This window comes from Halorarius litoreus, from assembly GCF_024362405.1.
GTDB classification, from domain to species: Archaea; Halobacteriota; Halobacteria; order Halobacteriales; family Haloarculaceae; genus Halorarius; species Halorarius litoreus.
Genome location: NZ_CP101454.1, coordinates 3490626 through 3509268 on the forward strand (window position 1 = coordinate 3490626; position 18643 = coordinate 3509268).

At 67.3% G+C, this 18643-nt stretch carries 16 protein-coding genes; 6 read left to right on the plus strand and 10 right to left on the minus strand.

The genetic code is table 11. The features are described 5' to 3' along the window. Positions 1 to 31 precede the first annotated feature (31 nt). Complete coding sequence (pyk, locus tag NL126_RS18450) at positions 32 to 1780, plus strand: pyruvate kinase (protein WP_255196353.1); 1749 nt, start codon at positions 32 to 34, stop codon at positions 1778 to 1780. A 16-nt stretch (positions 1781 to 1796) separates the two neighbouring features. On the opposite strand, the gene NL126_RS18455 is transcribed toward pyk, so the two are convergent. From NL126_RS18455 to NL126_RS18485, 7 genes are all read right to left on the minus strand, one after another. Continuing rightward, positions 1797 to 1994, minus strand: coding sequence for a DUF8005 family protein (locus tag NL126_RS18455; protein WP_255196354.1), 198 nt, complete (start codon positions 1992 to 1994; stop codon positions 1797 to 1799). A gap of 2 nt (positions 1995 to 1996) precedes the next feature. Then, positions 1997 to 3181: an ABC transporter ATP-binding protein gene (locus NL126_RS18460; RefSeq protein WP_255196355.1), complete on the minus strand. Its 1185-nt coding sequence runs from the start codon at positions 3179 to 3181 to the stop codon at positions 1997 to 1999. A gap of 4 nt (positions 3182 to 3185) precedes the next feature. Further along, complete coding sequence (locus tag NL126_RS18465) at positions 3186 to 4118, minus strand: carbohydrate ABC transporter permease (protein ID WP_255196356.1); 933 nt, start codon at positions 4116 to 4118, stop codon at positions 3186 to 3188. 1 nt (position 4119) lies between these two features. Continuing rightward, the gene (locus NL126_RS18470; protein ID WP_350355510.1) at positions 4120 to 5064 is read right to left on the minus strand and encodes a carbohydrate ABC transporter permease; all 945 of its coding nucleotides are present in this window, start codon (positions 5062 to 5064) and stop codon (positions 4120 to 4122) included. Between the two features lie 93 nt (positions 5065 to 5157). Continuing rightward, positions 5158 to 6672: an extracellular solute-binding protein gene (locus tag NL126_RS18475; protein ID WP_255196358.1), complete on the minus strand. Its 1515-nt coding sequence runs from the start codon at positions 6670 to 6672 to the stop codon at positions 5158 to 5160. A gap of 137 nt (positions 6673 to 6809) precedes the next feature. Further along, the gene (locus tag NL126_RS18480; RefSeq protein WP_255196359.1) at positions 6810 to 7916 is read right to left on the minus strand and encodes a TrmB family transcriptional regulator; all 1107 of its coding nucleotides are present in this window, start codon (positions 7914 to 7916) and stop codon (positions 6810 to 6812) included. 37 nt (positions 7917 to 7953) lie between these two features. After that, complete coding sequence (locus NL126_RS18485; protein WP_434084171.1) at positions 7954 to 8931, minus strand: aldo/keto reductase; 978 nt, start codon at positions 8929 to 8931, stop codon at positions 7954 to 7956. An 84-nt stretch (positions 8932 to 9015) separates the two neighbouring features. Between NL126_RS18485 and NL126_RS18490 the strand changes: the two genes are divergently transcribed. Continuing rightward, positions 9016 to 9912, plus strand: a complete 897-nt coding sequence (locus NL126_RS18490; protein ID WP_255196361.1) for a DUF8054 domain-containing protein — start codon at positions 9016 to 9018, stop codon at positions 9910 to 9912. Here the strand turns inward: NL126_RS18490 and NL126_RS18495 are convergent. After that, positions 9909 to 10280: a methylglyoxal synthase gene (locus tag NL126_RS18495; RefSeq protein WP_255196362.1), complete on the minus strand. Its 372-nt coding sequence runs from the start codon at positions 10278 to 10280 to the stop codon at positions 9909 to 9911. The two genes, NL126_RS18490 and NL126_RS18495, sit on opposite strands and share 4 nt — an antisense overlap. A 98-nt stretch (positions 10281 to 10378) precedes the next feature. Here NL126_RS18495 and NL126_RS18500 point away from each other — a divergent pair, with 98 nt between their 5' ends. Further along, on the plus strand, positions 10379 to 11347 hold the full coding sequence (locus NL126_RS18500) for an ROK family protein (protein WP_255196363.1): 969 nt from the start codon (positions 10379 to 10381) through the stop codon (positions 11345 to 11347). A gap of 74 nt (positions 11348 to 11421) precedes the next feature. Here NL126_RS18500 and NL126_RS18505 read toward each other — a convergent pair whose 3' ends face one another. Further along, positions 11422 to 12573, minus strand: coding sequence for a Cdc6/Cdc18 family protein (locus NL126_RS18505; RefSeq protein WP_255196364.1), 1152 nt, complete (start codon positions 12571 to 12573; stop codon positions 11422 to 11424). Then, positions 12574 to 14106: a glycerol kinase GlpK gene (glpK, locus tag NL126_RS18510; protein ID WP_255196365.1), complete on the minus strand. Its 1533-nt coding sequence runs from the start codon at positions 14104 to 14106 to the stop codon at positions 12574 to 12576. A 232-nt stretch (positions 14107 to 14338) separates the two neighbouring features. Between glpK and glpA the strand changes: the two genes are divergently transcribed. From glpA to NL126_RS18525, 3 genes are read left to right on the plus strand one after another with little or no spacing between them, the layout of a single operon-like run. Further along, entirely contained in the window at positions 14339 to 16042 is a 1704-nt protein-coding gene (gene glpA / locus NL126_RS18515; protein WP_255196366.1) for an anaerobic glycerol-3-phosphate dehydrogenase subunit GlpA, read from the plus strand. Next, the gene (glpB, locus tag NL126_RS18520; protein WP_255196367.1) at positions 16032 to 17303 is read left to right on the plus strand and encodes a glycerol-3-phosphate dehydrogenase subunit GlpB; all 1272 of its coding nucleotides are present in this window, start codon (positions 16032 to 16034) and stop codon (positions 17301 to 17303) included. The genes glpA and glpB overlap by 11 nt, the downstream gene beginning before the upstream one ends. Further along, positions 17300 to 18604, plus strand: a complete 1305-nt coding sequence (locus NL126_RS18525) for an anaerobic glycerol-3-phosphate dehydrogenase subunit C (RefSeq protein WP_255196368.1) — start codon at positions 17300 to 17302, stop codon at positions 18602 to 18604. Before glpB ends, NL126_RS18525 begins: the two co-directional genes overlap by 4 nt. The last annotated feature ends 39 nt before the right edge of the window (positions 18605 to 18643 follow it).

The window sequence follows — 18643 nt, forward strand, 5'->3', positions numbered from 1 at the left end:
TGACCCGCCCACCCAGTTCTCTCAAAAATCTATGCGAAACGCGAAAATCGTCTGTACGCTCGGCCCCGCCTCGAACGACTCCGAGACCATCTCGGACCTCGTCGAAGCCGGCATGTCCGTCGCCCGCCTCAACGCCAGCCACGGCACCCCCGAGGACCGCGCGACGGTCATCGACCGCATCCGCGAGGTCGACGCCACGACGGACCGCACCCTCGCCGTGATGCACGACCTCCCCGGTCCGGAGATTCGAACCGCCCCCCTGGACGACCCCATCTACATCGAGACCGGCTCGGAACTCCGGTTCGTCGAGGGGCGAACCGCGACCCCCGAGGAGGTCGGGCTCTCCATGTCGCTCGACGGCGTCTCCGAGGGCGACACTGTCCTGCTCGACGACGGTCGCATCGAGACGGTCGTCCTCGGCGTCGACGCCGACGGCGTCCGCGTCCGCGTCGAGGACGGCGGCAAGCTCAGCGGACGAAAGGGTGTCAACATCCCTGGGGTCGACCTCGGGCTCGATATCATCACCGACCAGGACGAACGCGAGCTCGACCTCGCTGCGGAAAAGCGGGTCGACTTCGTCGCCGCGAGTTTCGTCCGCGACGCTGCAGACGTCTACCGCATCAGCGAAGCCCTGGAAGAACGCGGTGCGGATATCCCAGTCATCGCGAAAATCGAGCGAGCGGACGCCGTCGAAAACCTCGACGGCATCATCGACGCTGCCTTCGGTGTGATGGTCGCTCGCGGCGACCTCGGCGTCGAGTGCCCGCTGGAGGAGGTCCCGCTGATTCAGAAGCGCATCATTCGTCGCTGCAGGGAAGCGGGCGTCCCGGTCATCACCGCCACGGAGATGCTCGACTCGATGGTCCACGAACGTCGGCCCACCCGCGCCGAAGCGTCGGACGTGGCGAACGCCGTCCTCGACGGCACGGACGCCGTCATGCTCTCGGCCGAGACCGCAGTGGGTGACTATCCAGTTCGGGTCGTCGAGACGATGGACCGCATCGTCCGCGACGCCGAGGAGAGCGACGAGTACGACGAGTTGCGCGAACAGCGCGTGCCCACGACCGAGGGGTCGAAGACCGACGCGCTCGCGCGCTCGGCGCGCTTCCTCGCCCGCGACGTGGACGCCACCGCGGTCGTCGCCGCCTCCGAATCGGGATACACGGTGCTGAAGGCCGCGAAGTATCGACCGACGGTTCCCATCCTCGCGTCGACGCCACACGACCGCATCCGCCGGAAGCTGGCGCTGTCGAGCGGGGTCGTCCCCAAACACGTCCCGATGTCGACGGGCGGCGCCGACACCGTCATCAGCAGTTCGGTGCAGGCGGCGCTCGACGCGGGCGTCGCCGAGAGCGGCGACACCGTCGTCGCACTCGCCGGGATGATGACCGAGCTGGAGGGCGTCGACACCACGAACATGCTGAAGGTGCACGTCGCCGCCGAAATCCTCGCGTCCGGGCGGTCGGTGGTCGAGGGGTACGCCAGCGGCCCCGTCTATCGCGTCACCTCGGGCGACCTCACGGACGTGCCCGACGGCGCGATTCTCGTGTTGTCCGAGGCGTTCGACGACGAACTCACGGGCGACCTCGATTCGGTCGCGGGCGTCATCGACGCCGACGCCCGGATGACGAGCTACGCGGCGATGGTCGCACGCGAACTCGGGATTCCGATGGTCGGCGACGCCGTACTCCCCGAGTCTGTCGATGACGGCGACGAGGTGACGCTCGACGCACAGCGCGGCGTCGTCTACGAGGATACGGTCGGTCGCGGCCGGCGCTAAAAAGGAAGACGCGGACTCAGAGCAGCTGTTTCTCGCGTTCGTCGCGTTCCTGCTCTTTCCGGGCCTGCTGCTTCTGCTCTTCGCGACCCCTGAGGTACTGCCGACCCATCGGGACGAACTTGCGCTTCACGTCCAGCGCGAACGACACGACGCCGTACGCCCAGAAGACGAACAGCAGCGAACCGACCGCGAAGTACGTGAGGGGGTCGACCATGGTCAGTCGTCGCTCTCGGCTTCCGTGGTGGTCGCGGCGTCCCCGCCGAGATCGACGATGCCGTGCTGGAGCGCCTGCTCGGTCTCGGTGTCGAAGAGGTGAATCTTCGAGCGGTCGAGGACGACCTCCATCTCCTGGTCTTCCGAGATGGGTGAGTCCGGCTCGACGCTCATCAGCAGCTGCCCTGCCGCATTGGGGTCTTCGAGGTCGACTTCGGCGTCTTTGTCCGTCAGCAGGTAGACGAAGATCTCGTCACCCATCGGTTCGAGGACGTCCGTCGTCACCGGAATCGGCTTCGTCGGGTTCGCCAGTTCGTCGGCCTGCTCCGCAGGGTAGACGTCCTCTGGACGGATGCCGACCGTGACCCGCTGGTCGGGCGTGACGCCGAGGCTGGCGGGGTCGAAGTCGATCTCGATCTTGTCGTTGTCCGACGTGAACCCGGTCGCGGTCACGACGCCGGGCACGAAGTTCATCGACGGCGAGCCGATGAACCCCGCGACGAACAGGTTCGCCGGCTCGTTGTAACAGACGAGCGGCGGGTCGATCTGCTGGAGCTCACCCGAGTCGATGACCGCGATGCGGTCCGACATCGTCATCGCCTCCGCCTGGTCGTGTGTGACGTAGATGATGGTGGTGTCCAGCTCCTTGTGGAGCCGCTGGAGCTCCGTCCGCATGTGGACGCGCAGTTTGGCGTCCAGGTTGGCGAGCGGCTCGTCCATGAGGAACACGTCCGGCTCGCGGACGATGGCGCGGGCGATGGCGACGCGCTGGCGCTGCCCACCCGACATCTCGTCGGGCATCCGGTCCAGCATGCCTTCGAGCTGGACGACGTCGGATGCCATCTGGACGCGTTTGTCGATCTCGTCCTTCGGCGTGTTCCGCAGCCGGAGGCCGAACGAGATGTTGTCGTAGACGTCCATGTGTGGGAACAGCGCGATGTTCTGGAACACCATCGAGATGCCCCGGTCCTTCGGCGGGAGGTTCGTCACCTCCCGGTTGCCGATGTGGACCGACCCCTCGGTGGGGATGGTCAGGCCCGCGATGGTCTCCATCGTCGTCGACTTCCCACACCCCGACGGGCCGACGAGACAGACGAACTCGCCGTCCTTGATGTCGAGGTTCATGTCGTCGACTGCCGTTACGTCGTCGTACCGCTTTACCACGTTTTTGAGTGTTACTGATGCCATGGTGTTACTCCTTGAGTGCGCCCGAGGTGAGGCCGCTCACGATCTTCTCCTGGGCGACCACGACGAGGATGGCGACAGGGAGCACCGCGATGATGCTGCCCGCGGCCATCATGCCGTAGGTCACCTCGAACTGTCCTGCCTGCTGGAGCTGAAGGATGCCCCGAACGATGGGCGACCACGTGGCCGCCTCGCCGTTCGTCATCAACGAGGAGAAGAAGTACTCGTTGTAGACGGCGATGAACGTCAGGACGCCTGCCGTGGCGACGCCGGGTGCCGACAGCGGCATGATGACCCGGAACAGCGCGCCCAGCCGTGTCGTCCCCTCGACGCGGGCAGCGTCCTCCAGCCCGTCTGGAATCTGCCCGTAGAACGTCGTGAGGATGAAGATGGACAACGGCAGGAACAGCGCACTGAACGGGAGAATCATCGCGCCCGGCGTGTTGTAGAGTTCGACGAAGCCGAGCCCGGGGATGTTCCCGGTGAACAGCCGGAACAGCGGCAGCAGGAACGCCGCCGGCGGGAAGTAGCTCACCGCGAGCACGATGAGCATCAGCGGACGGCGGCCGGGGAACCGAAGCCGACCGAACACGTAGCCCGCGAGGCTCGCGATGAGCAGCACGAACACGGTCGTGACCGTCGCCAGCAACAGGCTGTTGAACATGAATCTGGCGAACGCCACCGCGTCGAACACGTCGACGAATGCGCTCGGGTCGAAGCCGTTCGGAACCAGCGCGTACGCCTGGTTCTCCGGCGTGACCGCCAGCACGAGCAGCCAGTAGAACGGGAACAGCGTCGTCACGAGGAAGAACACCGTGACGACGTAGAACATCGCCCGGTAGACCTTCTCCGGGTTCTGAATGGCACTGCGTGCCCAGCGCTGGAACGGCCCGAGGTTCTCGCCACCGTCCGACTCCGTGGATGGGGTTTCTGCGGTCATATCAGGCCATCTCCTCCCGGGCGAACCCGACGATGTAGACCGAGACCACGATACCGATGATGGCCGCGGTGATGAACGCGACGGTCGCGGCGGTGCCGATCAGCCGCGTCCCACCGAAGAACGAGCCGACCACCATACACGACAGCGATGGCACGGTCGTACACTGTGAGACCGTGTCGATGATGCCGTACACACGCATCGCGTCGATGGTGCGGAACAGCATCGCGACGAGGATGGTCGGCAGGACGATGGGGAACGTGATGTAGCGGAACCGCTGCCACGGGCTCGCACCCGCGACCTTCGCCACGTCGTACAGCGAGCGGTCGACCGACTGGAGCCCCGCGAGGATGAGCAGCGCCATGAACGCGGACGTCTTCCAGATGTCCGCGACGATGACGATGAACGTCGCGTCTTGTGAGTTCGCGAGCGGTGCTGTCGACAGCAGGCCGAGCTGGTTCAACAGGCCAGGGTTCGCGTCCGTCCCGACGAGCAGCCCGACGTCGGGCTGGAACAGCAGGAAGAACAGCATCCCCTGGACGACGATCGGGATGGCCCACGGGATGATGATGGCCACGCGGACCCACCGGCGACCGCGGAAGTCCTGGTTGAGAACGAGCGCCTGCCCGAAGCCGATGAGCGTCTCGAAGAAGACGCTCACGATGGTGAAGATGAGGGTCACCGTCAGCGCCGACTTGAACATCGCCTCGACGGTGAGTGCTGTCGGCAGGAACGGCGCTGGCATCAGCGCGTTCCGTTGGCCCGTCAGGACGGCCACGTAGTTCTCGAAGCCGACGAACGGCCCGACGGACGCGGTGCCCGTGATGGCGTCAGCGAACAACGACAGGCGGAACGTCGACAGCAGCGGCCAGAACGCGATGACCGCGAGCAACAGCAGCGGCGGCGTCAAGAGGAAGTAGGCGAACCCCGTGTCACCGAGGTTCTCCATCCACGTGACGAACGAGCGATAGGGCCCGCCGCCGCCACCCACCTGGGTTGTCTCTTGTTCGGTTGCCATGGTAATTGGTAACTAGCGACGCCCTTAGTTGTTAGCCCCTTGCTCTTCGAGCGACTCGAGCGAGTCCGCGAGCGACGACATCGCGTCGCTCGGACTCTTCTCCTGCCGGAGTGACGCATTGATCTCGCTCGAGATCTGCGTGGACTGCTGGGGCCAGATGGCGGTGACGGGTCGCGGAACCGCATTCTCGGCGGCGAGCTGGATGGTGTCGACGTAGCGGCCGATGATGTCCAGCTCGCGAGTACTCTCGGTCGCGATGAGGTCCGGAATCGGCGGAATCCAGCCACCGATCTCGAACAGGTCGAGCCGCACCTGGTCGTCGTTGAGTGCCTGGAACACCTGGAATGCCGCCCGCTTCTTCTCCGGGGCGGAGTTGGGGTTGAGCGTGAGGTGCCAGCCACCGAGTGCCGAGGTGGTGCCACCGATCTCCGGCCCGTACTTCGACTCTTCGGCCGTGACAGCGTAGGGGACGGGCATCACACCGAGGTCCTCGCCGAACACGTCCTCCGCGCCGTTGATGTTGATGGAGTACGGCCAGTTGCGGAGCGCGACCGTCCGGCCCTGCGTGAACGGTTCGCGCGACGGCTCTTCGGTGTACTGGACGACGGCGTTCGGCGAGATGTCCGCGTATCCGTCGAGCGCGGCGGAGTCGCTTTCCCCGTGGATGAACGTCCGCATCATCCGGATGGCGTTGATGACCGGCTCCTCCTCGACCGTGATGGGGCGGTCGCCGATGGGGCCGAACAGGTTGCTGAACTCGCCGAAGTAGGAGCCACCCCACGACCCCATGAACTCGACGAAGTCACAGCAGGAGAGCCCCTCGTACGCCGAGCCCTGCCAGTTGAAGCCCTGTTCCATCCCGTCGACCTCCAGGCCGTCGGCGACGACCTGCGAGAACTCCTGCCACGTCATCGGGTTCGTCGCCCACTCCTCGAAGTCGGAGTCCGAGTAGCCCGCTTCCCGCAGGATGTCCTTGCGGTACTGGATGGTGGGGAAGTCGGCGAACAGCGGGATGCCGAACAGGTCGCCGTCCTGGTTGCTCGCCGTCGCGAGCATGTTGCTCAGGTAGTTATCCTGTACGTCGCTGATGAAGCTGTCCGGGAACGACTTCGTCAGGTTCTGCAGCTGGTTGCGGGCGATGAAGGGGATTGTCCAGCCGTTGTCCATCATCATGATGGTCGGCTCGCCCTCTCCCGCACTCAGGAGCTGCTGGAACTGGCTCTGTCGGTTCCCCGTCTCGAAGGAGCCCGCCAGCCAGTCGATGTTCACCGTGTCCGGCAGTCCGCCGTTCTCCCGGAGCGTCTGGTCGATCTGGTCGCTCGCGCCCTCGAAGTTCGCGTCCGCCAGAAGCTGGATGGTCACTTCCTCTTCCGGCGGCTCGGTACTGATGGGTGTGTCCGTCGCGTCTCCGCCACCACCGCCGCCACCGATACAGCCGGCGACGCCGACCGCGAGGCCCGATGCGCCCGTGGCCTGCACGAACCGGCGGCGAGAGATCGAACTGCCCGAACGAGTTCCTGTCCTGTCACTGTCTGACATATTCCGGCGGGTGATAGCACCCGACACATAAAATAGGTGGCGGATTTACAACAGTCGTTGTAAATGATTATAACCACCTAAAGGTGCCCTACTTAACTGCACCAGGGAGGTGGAAATATCGCAGGACCGCCCTACTATCAGGGTCGTCGGAACAGGGGTTGGTCCGCGACAACATTCCGTCCGCCGATCTCGAGCACTGTGATGCGGGTCGCCTCGACGTCTTCGAGCATCGCTCCCCAGCCGCCGACCGTCACGGTCTCGTCCTCGTCTGTCAGAACGGTCATCGTCACCTGCCCCGAGAGTCGCTCGACGGGGTCTTCCGAGCCGGTGATGCCGCTGAACGCCGCCTGCTGGACGACCCCCGTCGTCGAGATCTCGTCCCCGGTGTCGACCTCGAACCCCTCGACGTGGACCCGGGGAGTCGCCCCGTCGTCGACGAGCGGCTGTAGATCCCGAACGCACTGCCGGATGTCGACGTAGCCGACGGGGAACGAGTCGCCGTAGTCGCTGTAGACGGTCTCCCAGTGTTCCCACAGGCAGGTGAGGAAGTACCAGTGGAACACGAACGTGTGCGTGCGGTCGTTCACCAGCACGCCGTACTGGTCGTGGGAGTTGGGGTGGTGCGAGAAGCAGGTCTTCTGCCGGTCGACGAGCGCGACGAACGGGGCGGGAAGCCGCCGATGGCGAACCTCGAGACACGCGCCCTCGAATTGGTCTGTGGGCAGCTCCGTGTCGTCGCCATCGGTGTGGATCGAGATGCGCGTCGAGACGCCGCGGTCGTGGGCTGCCGCGAGCTTCGGCCGCAATCGAGAGAAGTCCTCGGGCGTCAGCGACAGCTGAATCTGGTACTCGGCGTCCTCGATGAACGTCTCGGCCCGCTCGATGACGGTCTGGAACTGCGTGACGATGCTCGTCCGGTTGCTCTCGAGTTCGGGTTGCTCCCACCGCTCCTCGACCTCTTCGGCCGCGGTTTCGAACCGGGTGGCCCGGTCACGGAGGTCCGACAGCACCATCGCCGGGCTGTGTGCACGAGCGTGGAGCGACCCCATCTCGTAGGTCTCGATGTAGCCGTGCGACTCCAGCCCGTCGAGCACGTCGTAGATGCGCGGTTTCGGCACGTCGCTCGCCTCGGCAATCTCGGTCGCGGAGGCCGCACCGAGGTCGAGCAGCGCCACGTAGGCCGCGGCCTGATACGGGGAGAGCCCTGCTGTCTCGAGCGTATTCGACAGCTCCGCGGTATCCATAACCCGGAGACGGGCCGGACCTATCTAAAGGCTCGCCTCAGGTGTCCTTGTTCGGCGCCGGCCACCGGGGCGTGATAGGTGCCTCGATGCGCTCGACCTGGTCGTCGGTGAGCGAGACGTCGAGTGCCCCGAGGTTGTCCTCCAGGTGAGCCATCGTCCGTGGCCCGATGATGGGCGCGTCGACCACTGGCTTGTGGAGCAGCCACGCGAGACTCACCTGCGCGGGCGTCGCCCCCACCTCGTCGGCCACGTCGCGGATAGCGTCGAGCACCTGCCAGTTCTCCTCGGTGAACCGCGCCTTCGTGTAATCGTCAGTCGCGGCCCGGCCGGACTCCGGCTCGCTGTCGCGGTCGTACTTCCCCGCGAGGAACCCACCAGCGAGCGGTGACCACGGGATGACACCCACGTTCTCGGCCTCGCACGCCGGGAGGACGTTCGCCTCCTCGTGGCGGTCGACGGCGTTGTACTCCGGCTGCATGGAGACGAACCGCTCGTGGTTCTCGGCGTCGGCCTGATACAGCGCCTTCGTGAACTTCCACGCGGGCATCGTGCTCGCGCCGACGTAGCGGACCAGCCCCTCGTCGACGAGATAGTCGAGGGCTGCGAGGGTCTCCGAGAGGAGCGTGTCGTCGTCGTAGCGGTGAATCTGGTAGAGGTCGATGTAGTCGAGGCCGAGGCGGTCGAGCGAGGCGTGACACTGGTCGACGATGTGCTTTCGGGAGAGGCCCGACTGGTTCGGCCCGGCGCCCATCGGATTGTACACCTTGGTCCCGACCACTAGCTCCGACCGGTCACGGTCGGCGATGGCGTCGCCGACGATCTCCTCGCTCTCGCCACGCGAGTAGACGTTCGCGGTGTCGAGGAAGTTGATGCCGGCGTCCATCGCGGCGTCGAGAATCTCGTGGCTCGTCGCCTCGTCACCGATCATCCACGGCAACCCGCTGCCGAAGTTCATACAGCCGAGACAGAGGCGCGAGATCTCGAGGCCGGTCGAACCGAGCCGCGTGTATTCCATATCGGGCATGGTTGCTCTTCGACACACCACGGCAAAAGTCCTCGCGGCGGAAGCCTGATTGCTGTCGCTCCGTTACGAGGTTCCATGTCGTCGCTCGACGCCGTCCGTCGCCCCGAACACACCGGGGAGATGCGCTGCTGGCCGTGTACCGTCGTGAATCTCCTCGTCGTGGGGGCGCTCGCACTCGTCGTCGGCCGCCGCCGCAAGGGGGTCGGGCTCGCCGTCGCCGCGGTCGGCCTCACGCTCGTCGCGCTCCGGGGATACGTCGTTCCCTACACCCCGCAGTTCGCGCCGAAACTCGTTGCGGCGTCGCCGCTGCCAGACGAGTGGTTCCACATGGAATCGGCAACCGCGACCCCACCTGTCGACGCGGTTGCCGACGAAGCGGAAGCCGGAGACGACACACCCGACCTCGACCCGGACGCCGAGCGCGACGCGGAGACGGGGCTCGCGGGCGACGAGCCCGACGGCGAGGAGCTGCTGGCGACGCTGGTCGAGGTGGGAGCAGTCACGCTCGACGGCGAGGACGTGCGGCTCGACCCCGAGTTCGAGACCGCCTGGTACGACGCCATGGAACCGCTCGCCGACCTCGACACCGAGGCACTCACCGAGGAAGTGCTCTCGGTGGCGCACGCGAAGGACGGCTTCGTCTTCGACGGCGACATGGACGACCACGAGTGGGTGGTGCTCACCGACGGCAGCGGGAGCTTCCAGGGACGCACGTGGCTCTCGCGCCCCGTCGCAATCGCCGAGACTGCTGCGGTGCATGCCCTCGACGAGTACGTGACGGAAGCGGCGACCCGGCGTGCTGCGGCCGGGCCGCTCCGGATGTTCCTACAGACCTGTCCCGACTGTGGGACAGAGCTCCGCGAGGAGTCCGCCGCGTCGTGCTGTGGCGGCTACAACGGCCCGTCGGAGGTTCCCCCGATGGTGCTCGCTTGCCCCGACTGCCGCCAGCGGCTCTACACCTTCGACGACTAGCTGCCCGAGCGCTCGCCCGCGAGCAGGTGTTCTGCGCTCGCGAGATTCGTCGCGAGCGGCACGTTGTGAACGTCACAGATTCTGAGCAGCGCTGAGATGTCGGGCTCGTGCGGCTGGGCGGTCAGCGGGTCGCGCAGGAAGACGATGGCGTCACACGTGCCGTCGGCGACCTCGGCGCCGATCTGGAGGTCACCGCCGTGCGGGCCCGACTGCTTGCGCTCGACGTCGAGTCCGGTCGCCTCCTGCAATCGGTGTCCAGTCGTCCCCGTCGCGAGCAGTTCGAAGCCGGCGAGTGTCTCGCGATGGCGGTCGGCGAACGCGACGAGGTCGTCTTTCTTCTCGTCGTGAGCGATGAGTGCGAGTCGCATGAAACCTCTGCGTCGACCGGACAGGAAAGCGTTCGGGCAGAGTACTCGGACGCGAGTGAATCTATGCTGTTAAGTGGTGGCCGGTCCGTGCCCCTGGTATGTACGCCGGTGTGGACCTCGGGGCCACGAACATCCGGGCGGTCGTCGCCGACAACGACGGCACCATCGTCGGCAACGACCGCCGGGGAACGCCCACCGGGCCGACCGGCATCGCAGTGACCGAGGCGGTGTTGACCGCCCTGCGAACGGCCTGCGAGGACGCGCACGCGGACCCCGCCGACATCCGCGCGGTCGGTATCGCCTCCATCGGGCCGCTCGACCTCGCGGTGGGTGCGGTCGAGAACCCCGCGAACCTCCCCGACGCCATCGACTCGATTCCGCTCACCGGCCCCATCGAGAACCTCGTCGACTCCGAGCAGGTGTACCTCCACAACGACACCAACGCGGGCGTCATCGGCGAGCGGTTCCACAGCGACCGCAACCCCGACGACATGGCGTATCTCACCATCTCCTCAGGGATCGGTGCCGGCGTCTGTGTCGACGGCAACGTCCTCTCGGGGTGGGACGGCAACGCCGGCGAAGTGGGCCACATGACGCTCGACCCCGAGGGCATCATGCGCTGTGGCTGTGGCAAGGACGGCCACTGGGAGGCGTACTGCTCGGGGAACAACATCCCTCGGTACGCCGAGTATCTCCACGACGACGACCCGGTCGACACCGCCCTCCCGCTCGACGACTCCGACTTCTCCGCCGCCGACGTGTTCGAGTACGCCGACCACGACGAGTTCGCGGCCCACGTCGTCGGCCAGCTCGCGCACTGGAACGCGATGGGCGTCGCGAACCTCGTGCACGCGTACGCACCGCTCGTCATCTACGTCGGCGGCGCCGTCGCGCTCCACAACACCGACCAGGTCCTCGACCCCATCCGGGCGAAGCTCCCCGACATGGTGATGGCGAACGTCCCAGACGTCCAGTTGACGACGATGGGCGACGACGTGGTCGTCAGGGGCGCGCTCGCGAGCGCGATGACCGGTGGGACCGGCGACCGCTCGCGAATGCGACGATGAGCGGCTCCGGCGGGCCCACCGCTGGAGGGACCGGCGACCGCTCGCGAATGCGGCGGTAGCCTCCTGCGCTGAACTCACGGTTCACTGTCGTACAGCCGCCGAAACACGCGCGTCGGGAATCGCGGTTCCAGGCGGCTCGGTGGACGGCCCGCCCCGCCACGCGACTCGCCGGGGACGCGCTCGACGACACCGACCTCCGCGAGTTCGTAACAGAACCGCTTGACGGTGCTCGCCGACAGGTCGACCTCGCGGGCGATGGCGTCGCTCGCGTCGGCGATGCTCTCGACGCCGTCGAGGTCGACCAGCGCACGGAGCACAGCCTGTCGGCGTCGCGGAAGTGCCATCACGCGACCGAGCGGGACCGACGGTCGCGGCACGGCCTCCATCCCCGCGTCGAGGGCGCGGTCGTGGATGCGCCCGTGGCCGGCGACGGCAGCCTGGTCGGCTGCACCGAACAGCGCCGCGAGGCCGTCGTGGGCGTCACCCTCAGCCCACCGGACGGTACGCCGGAGCTGTTCGCGGTCGAGTGCGTCGCGGGCGATGCCTGCCGACGCGCGTTCGGTCAGGACGTCGAGCAGTGCCGACCGCTCGTAGCGACCGACGGCGAATCGTTCGGGCGGGAGCACGCCGAGGGATTCGGGAGCGGTCCGGCCGATTGCGAGCCAGGCGAGCGCCTCGAAGTCGAGGGCCTCGGAGACGCGTTCAAGCGACGGCGTCCCGGATTCACCGACGTGGTCGACGGCGACGACCGCCCGGCTCGATGGACTGGAGAGCGCGTCGTCGAGGCGTTGCCGGAGGCGGTCGGTGCCGACCCCATCGTTGGGGACCGGTTCCTCCACGACGCCGTCGAGAACGGCCCGCACGAGCGCGAACTGGCTCGTGGCGTGGCGGGCGTCCACGTAGACGAAGACGGGGGCCGACCGCGGTTGCGCACGGGTGGTGGTGAGGATGGCAGGGCTCGTCGGACCGACGAGCCGGGCGAGGTGGTCGAACAGCGCCGTGACGACGGCCGATTTGCCTGCGCCGCCGGGCCCGTGTAGGTAGCCGTTCGGGGGGAGTCGACCGGCGAACGCCGGGTCGAGATGGTCGAGCAGGCGTTCGAGCAGCGGTCCGCGACCCACCGGCTCGTCGAGGTGGGTGACGGGGCTGATGGCGTCGTAGTCGATGACGACCGGCGTCTCGTCGGCCGTCCGCTGTCGGCGACGTATCCGGTCTGCGAGGTCCATCTACTCCCGTGCCCAGTCGAGCGAGCGCTCGACCGCCTCGTGCCAGCGGTCGTACCGGGCGTCGGCGGCAGCAGGGTCCATCTCGGGGACGAACTCCCGGTCGACCTGCCAGTTCGCTCGGAGCTCGTCGAGCCCCGCCCAGTAGTCGACCGCGAGCCCGGCCGCGTACGCCGCGCCGAGGGCCGTCGTCTCGTCGACCTTCGGGCGGACGATGTCCGTCCCGATGACGTCGGCCTGCAGCTGACAGAGGAAGTTGTTCTTGACCGCACCGCCGTCGACGCGCAGCGAGCGCATCTCGATGCCGGAGTCCGCCTCCATCGCCTCGGCCACGTCGCGCGTCTGGTAGGCGATGGCTTCGAGGGTCGCGCGGACGATGTGTTCACGGCCGGTTCCGCGGGTCATCCCGACGATGGTACCGCGGGCGCGGCCGTCCCAGTGGGGGGCGCCGAGGCCGGTGAACGCCGGGACGACGTAGACGCCATCGGTGGAGTCGACCGAACGGGCGAGTTCCTCGGTCTCGGCGGGGTCGTCGATAAGCGAGACGTCCTGGAGCCACTCGATCGCGGCGCCGGTGACGAAGATGGAGCCTTCGAGCGCGTACTGCACCGGCTCGCCCGACCGCTGGAAGCCGACGGTCGTGAGCAGGCCGTGCTCGCTCTCGACGGCGTCGGTGCCGGTGTTCATCAGGAAGAACGACCCCGTCCCGTAGGTGTTCTTCCCGTCGCCCTCGTCGAAGCAGGTCTGGCCGAAGAGGGCGGCCTGCTGGTCGCCGAGTGCGCCGGCGACCGGGACCTCGGCGCCGAGGAAGCCGTCGGCGTCGGTGGTGCCGTAGTGGTCGTCGTCGCTGGAGGGGCGGACCTCGGGGAGCAGCGTCTCGGGGACGCCGAACTCCTCGAGCAGGTCGTCGTCCCACTCGAGGGCGTGGATGTCGAACAGCATCGTCCGCGAGGCGTTCGTGACGTCGGTGACGTGCGCGCCGGTGAGCTTGTAGGTGAGCCACGCGTCGATGGTCCCGACCATGAGTTCGCCGGCTTCAGCGCGGTCCCGGATGTCCTCGGGGCGGGTCCGCTGGAGCTTGATGGGGTCCGTGTTCTCCAGGAGCCACTCGATCTTCGTCGCCGAGAAGTAGGCGTCGGGCTCCAGGCCAGTCGTCTCGCGGATCCAGTCGGCTTTCTCCTCGGCCTCCAGCTGCTCGATGCGGTCGGTCGTCCGGCGGTCCTGCCAGACGAGCGCGTTGTGGACGGGCTCGCCCGTCGCAGCGTCCCACAGTACGGTCGTCTCGCGCTGGTTGGTGATGCCGAGCGCCGCAAGCTGGTCGGCGTCGATGCCGGCCTCGGAGAGCGCGCGGGTCACGACGGCCTTCGTGTTCTCCCAGATCTCCATCGGGTCGTGTTCGACCCAGCCCGGTTCCGGATAGTGCTGTTCGTGGGTCTCGTAGGCGTTCGCGACGACCTGCCCGCCGTGGTCGAACACCATGAACCGCGTCCCGGTCGTCCCCTGGTCTATCGCGCCGACGTAGCTGTCCCCTGTCATCGAAAGTCACCTGACCGACCACGAATTCTTTACTGGTGGTCTAGTCTCGCTCGGCACATCTACGGACAGTCAGTTAACTCTTGGGTGACGTGTGACCGAATTGTCCCACAGAGCCACCAGATTCGGCAGTTTGTATCGAGACGGGTCGAGACAGGCCACCACAAATCGTTACTGCTGGTCGTCGGGCGACGATACATCCAAGTGGGAGCGCGCCGCAGTTCGGGACGACCGAATGGCATCGACACCCAGGGCCGTGGTCGTTGGTGGCGGCTCGACCGGCACGGGCATCGCTCGCGACCTCGCGATGCGCGGCGTCGAGGTCGTGCTCGTCGAGAAGGGCAACCTCACGCACGGCACGACCGGCCGGATGCACGGCTTGCTCCACTCCGGAGGACGGTACGCCGTCTCCGACCAGAAGTCCGCACGCGAGTGTATCGAGGAGAACTACGTTCTCAGAGACATCGCGGCCCACTGCGTCGAGGAGACGGGCGGGCTGTTCGTGAAGCGGCCCGAGGACAGCGAGGAGTACTTTCAGGAGAAGCTCCAGGGCTGTCTCGACTGCGACATCCCCGCGGCGGTCCTCACCGCCGAGGAGGCACGCGAGCTCGAGCCGCTTTTGGCCGACGACATCGAGAAGGCCATCCAGGTGCCCGACGCGGCCATCGACCCCTTCCGGCTCTGCGTGGCGAACGCCGTCGACGCGGAACGGCACGGCGCGCGCATCGAGACGCACGCCGAGGTGACGGACGTGCTCATCGAGGATGGTGAGGTCGTCGGCGTCGACGTCGAACACGACTCCGGCCCCGGGAAGCGAACCCACCGGACGCCCGGCGAGACCGAGCGCATCGAGGCCGACCACGTCGTCAACGCGACGGGGGCGTGGGCCGGACAGCTGGGCGAGATGGCGGGCGTCGACATCGAGGTCCGCCCCTCGAAGGGCGTGATGACCGTGATGAACACCCGGCAGGTCGACACGGTGGTCAACCGCTGTCGGCCCAAAGGCGACGCGGACATCATCGTTCCCCACGAGACGGCCTGTATCCTCGGTACCACCGACGAGGAGGTGTCCGACCCCGAGGACTACCCCGAGGAGCGGTGGGAGGTCGACATGATGATCGACACGCTCTCGGAGCTCGTCCCTGTCCTCGCGGACGCCCGAACCGTCCGGTCGTTCTGGGGCGTTCGCCCCCTCTACGAACCCCCCGAGGTTGGGAGCGAGGACCCGACGGACATCACCCGCGACTTCTTCCTGCTGGACCACGACGAACGCGATTCGCTCCCCGGCCTGACGAGTATCGTCGGCGGAAAGCTCACCACGTATCGGATGATGGCCGAGTCCATCAGCGACCACGTCTGTTCGCGATTGGGAATCGACGCCGAGTGCCGGACCGCCGACGAACCCCTGCCCGGGAGCGAACACCCGGGCGATTTGCAGGCTGCGATGGAGCGGTTCGGGCTGCGCTCGCCCGTTGCCCGTCGCTCGACCCAGCGACTCGGCTCGCGCTCGGACGAGGTACTTGCACGGTGTGACCCGAACCCCGTGCTCTGCGAGTGCGAGGCCGTCACCCGCGCCGAGGTGCAGGACGCCATCGACCAGTCGGGGACGGACCTCAACGCCGTTCGCCTGCGGACCCGCGCGTCGATGGGGAACTGTCAGGGCGGCTTCTGCAGTCACCGCGTCGCCACCGAACTCCACCCCGAGTACGACGAGCCGACGACCGACGCGGCGCTCTCGGAGCTGATTCAGGAGCGGTGGAAGGGCGAGCGCCACGCGCTGTGGGGCGAACAGCTCTCGCAGGCCGCGCTGAAGTACACCCTGCACGCGACGACGATGAACCGCGACGCAGACCCCGCTGGGAGAGACGTCGACTGGAGTGCGTTCGACACCGGCGAGCAACCCCTCACCGACGGTGGAGGTGACTCCGGTGGCGATTGAAGACGACGTCCTCGTCGTCGGCGGGGGACTCGCGGGGGTGACCGCCGCGCTCGCCGCCCGCGAGTCGGGGGCGAGCGTCCGCCTCGTCTCGGCGAAGGAAACGTCACTCCGGCAGGCGTCCGGACTCATCGACGCGCTCGGCGTCGTGGACGGTGCGTTCGTCACGGTGCCGTTCGCGGCCATCGACCGCCTCCCGGAGACGCACCCGTACCGACTCGTCGGCGCGGAGGCACTCCGCGCGGGCCTCGACCTGTTCGACGACCACGTGGAGGGGTACGAGGGGCGCCACACCGACGCGAACGCGCTCGTCCCCACGCACACCGGGAGCGTGAAACCGACCGCCCGGTACCCCGAGTCGGTGACGGCCGGCCTCGTGAGTTCGGCCGCCGAGACGTTGCTGGTCGGCTTCGAGGCGCTGTCGGACTTCTCCGCACCGTTCGCCGCCGCACATCTGACGCGAGCTGACGTCCCGTTCGACGTTCGTGGCGTCACGGTCCAATTCCCCGGCGACCTCCGCGCCGACGCGAAGGTGACGCGCTACGCGCACCTGCTCGACGCGGACGACGACGTGCACGTCGACGGTGGGATGCTCGGTGCGCGGACGGCGCTGGCCGAGCGCGTGAAACTGCACCTCGGCGATGCCGAGCGCGTCGGCTTTCCCGCCGTACTGGGCGACGAACACGCCGCCGAAGTTCGGCTCCTGCTCGAGGCCGAACTCGGCGTCGACACCTTCGAGGTGCCGATGGGACCGCCGTCGCTGCTGGGCGCGCGGCTCCAGCGCCGGCTCTACGACGCACTCGACGACGCCGGCGTGGCCGTCGAGACGGGCAACCCGGTAGTCGACGTGTCGACCGACGACGGCCGCGTCGAGAACGTGACAGTCGAACGTGTCCACAGTCGCGTCCCGTACACGGCCGACCAGTACGTGCTCGCGACGGGTGGCCTGGTCGGCAAGGGTATCGAAGCAGACCGCGAGCAGGTCCGCGAGCCGGTGTTCGACTGCCACGTCTCTCACCCTGGCGACCGCTACGACTGGTTCGCCGACGGCGCGTACGGCGACCACCCGTTCGCGCGGTTCGGCGTCCGTATCGACTCCGACGCGCGACCCCTGGATGCGAGTGGCGACCCCGAGTACGCGAACCTCCGGGCCGCAGGGGCGGTCGTCGGGGGCGCGGACTTCCCCGCGGAGAAATCGGGCAGCGGCGTATCGCTGGCGACTGGACACACGGCCGGCCGACTGGCCGGGGAGGACGCGACATGAGCAAGCCGACAGACCCCGACGATTTCGCACGGCGACTCGACGACCTGGACGTAGAGCGCGCGAACGTACTGGCTGGAGGCCAGTCGGACCTGCGGCCCGGCGCCGACGACTGCTACAAGTGCTCGTCGTGTGACGTGTCGTGTCCGGTCGCCGAGGTGGACGACTCGTTCCCCGGCCCGAAGTTCCAGGGGCCGGAACAGTGGCGGCTCAAACGACAGGACGACGTCGACATCGACCCCTCCGTCTCGAAGTGCTCGAACTGCATGCGCTGTGACACGGCGTGCCCCTCGGACGTGCCGCTCTCGCAGATGCACAACACTGCCCGGGCCGAGTACGTCGACGAGCACGTCAGTAAACTGTCGCGGGACTACTGGCGCAACCGCATCCTCGCGAACTACGGGACGCTCGCCCGGTTCGGCTCGATGGTTCCGCGGGTCACGAACTTCGTGATGGGGTCGCGGGTCGCCTCGTGGGCCAACGAGAAACTGCTCGGCATCACGAGCGAGCGGCAGTTCCCCGAGTTCGCGACCGAGACGTTCCGCGAGTGGTGGTCCTCCAGAGGGGGTGCACAGGTCGAAAGCGAGGAGAAGCGCATCGCCTACTTCCACGGCGACTACGCGAACTACAACACCCCGGAGGTCGGGAAGGCCCTCGTCCGCGTGTTCGAGTCCTACGGCTACGAGATCGTCGTCCCCGAGCAGCGGTGTTCCGGGACGCCGATGTTCGCCAACGGGATGCTCGACGACGCGAGCCGCGCAGCCGAACACAACGTCGAGACGTTCGCGGACCTCATCGACGCGGGCTACGACGTCATCGCCTCCTGTACCTCGTGTTCGATGGCGCTCCGCCAGGAGTACCCCGAACTGTTCGACTTCGAGGGGACCGAGGACCTCGCAGCACACACCTACGAGGCACTCGAGTACCTCCGCATCCACGAGGACGTCCGCGCGGACGTTCGCGAGAGCGAGGTGGAGTTCGACGACCTCGCGTACCACGCGCCGTGTCACGCCCGCAATCAGGGGCTCGACCGGCAGGCCGTCGAGGTGTTCGGCGACCTCGACGGCGTCGACATCGAGGACGTGGGCGACTCCTGTTCCGGAATCTCGGGAACGTACGGCTGGAAGACGGAGAAGTACGACCTCTCGATGGCCATCGGCGAGGAGATGTTCGACCACATGGAGGCGGCGTCCGGCGATACGGGCATGACCGAGTGTCCCACCTGTGCGATGCAGATGGAACACGGCACCGGCTACGAGATTCGCCACCCGATGGAGCTGTTAGAAGCCGCGCTGGTAGAGTAGCGGGATAGCCGACAGAGAATCCCTAATCGACGAACGCGC

What these genes read in the sequence shown, in the direction of transcription:
- pyk (WP_255196353.1), top strand. Translation starts at nt 32, where the DNA reads ATGCGAAACGCGAAAATCGTCTGTACGCTCGGCCCCGCCTCGAACGAC.
- NL126_RS18455 (WP_255196354.1), bottom strand. Translation starts at nt 1,994, where the DNA reads ATGGTCGACCCCCTCACGTACTTCGCGGTCGGTTCGCTGCTGTTCGTC.
- NL126_RS18460 (WP_255196355.1), bottom strand. Translation starts at nt 3,181, where the DNA reads ATGGCATCAGTAACACTCAAAAACGTGGTAAAGCGGTACGACGACGTA.
- NL126_RS18465 (WP_255196356.1), bottom strand. Translation starts at nt 4,118, where the DNA reads ATGACCGCAGAAACCCCATCCACGGAGTCGGACGGTGGCGAGAACCTC.
- NL126_RS18470 (WP_350355510.1), bottom strand. Translation starts at nt 5,064, where the DNA reads ATGGAGAACCTCGGTGACACGGGGTTCGCCTACTTCCTCTTGACGCCG.
- NL126_RS18475 (WP_255196358.1), bottom strand. Translation starts at nt 6,672, where the DNA reads ATGTCAGACAGTGACAGGACAGGAACTCGTTCGGGCAGTTCGATCTCT.
- NL126_RS18480 (WP_255196359.1), bottom strand. Translation starts at nt 7,916, where the DNA reads ATGGATACCGCGGAGCTGTCGAATACGCTCGAGACAGCAGGGCTCTCC.
- NL126_RS18485 (WP_434084171.1), bottom strand. Translation starts at nt 8,931, where the DNA reads ATGGAATACACGCGGCTCGGTTCGACCGGCCTCGAGATCTCGCGCCTC.
- NL126_RS18490 (WP_255196361.1), top strand. Translation starts at nt 9,016, where the DNA reads ATGTCGTCGCTCGACGCCGTCCGTCGCCCCGAACACACCGGGGAGATG.
- NL126_RS18495 (WP_255196362.1), bottom strand. Translation starts at nt 10,280, where the DNA reads ATGCGACTCGCACTCATCGCTCACGACGAGAAGAAAGACGACCTCGTC.
- NL126_RS18500 (WP_255196363.1), top strand. Translation starts at nt 10,379, where the DNA reads ATGTACGCCGGTGTGGACCTCGGGGCCACGAACATCCGGGCGGTCGTC.
- NL126_RS18505 (WP_255196364.1), bottom strand. Translation starts at nt 12,573, where the DNA reads ATGGACCTCGCAGACCGGATACGTCGCCGACAGCGGACGGCCGACGAG.
- glpK (WP_255196365.1), bottom strand. Translation starts at nt 14,106, where the DNA reads ATGACAGGGGACAGCTACGTCGGCGCGATAGACCAGGGGACGACCGGG.
- glpA (WP_255196366.1), top strand. Translation starts at nt 14,339, where the DNA reads ATGGCATCGACACCCAGGGCCGTGGTCGTTGGTGGCGGCTCGACCGGC.
- NL126_RS18525 (WP_255196368.1), top strand. Translation starts at nt 17,300, where the DNA reads ATGAGCAAGCCGACAGACCCCGACGATTTCGCACGGCGACTCGACGAC.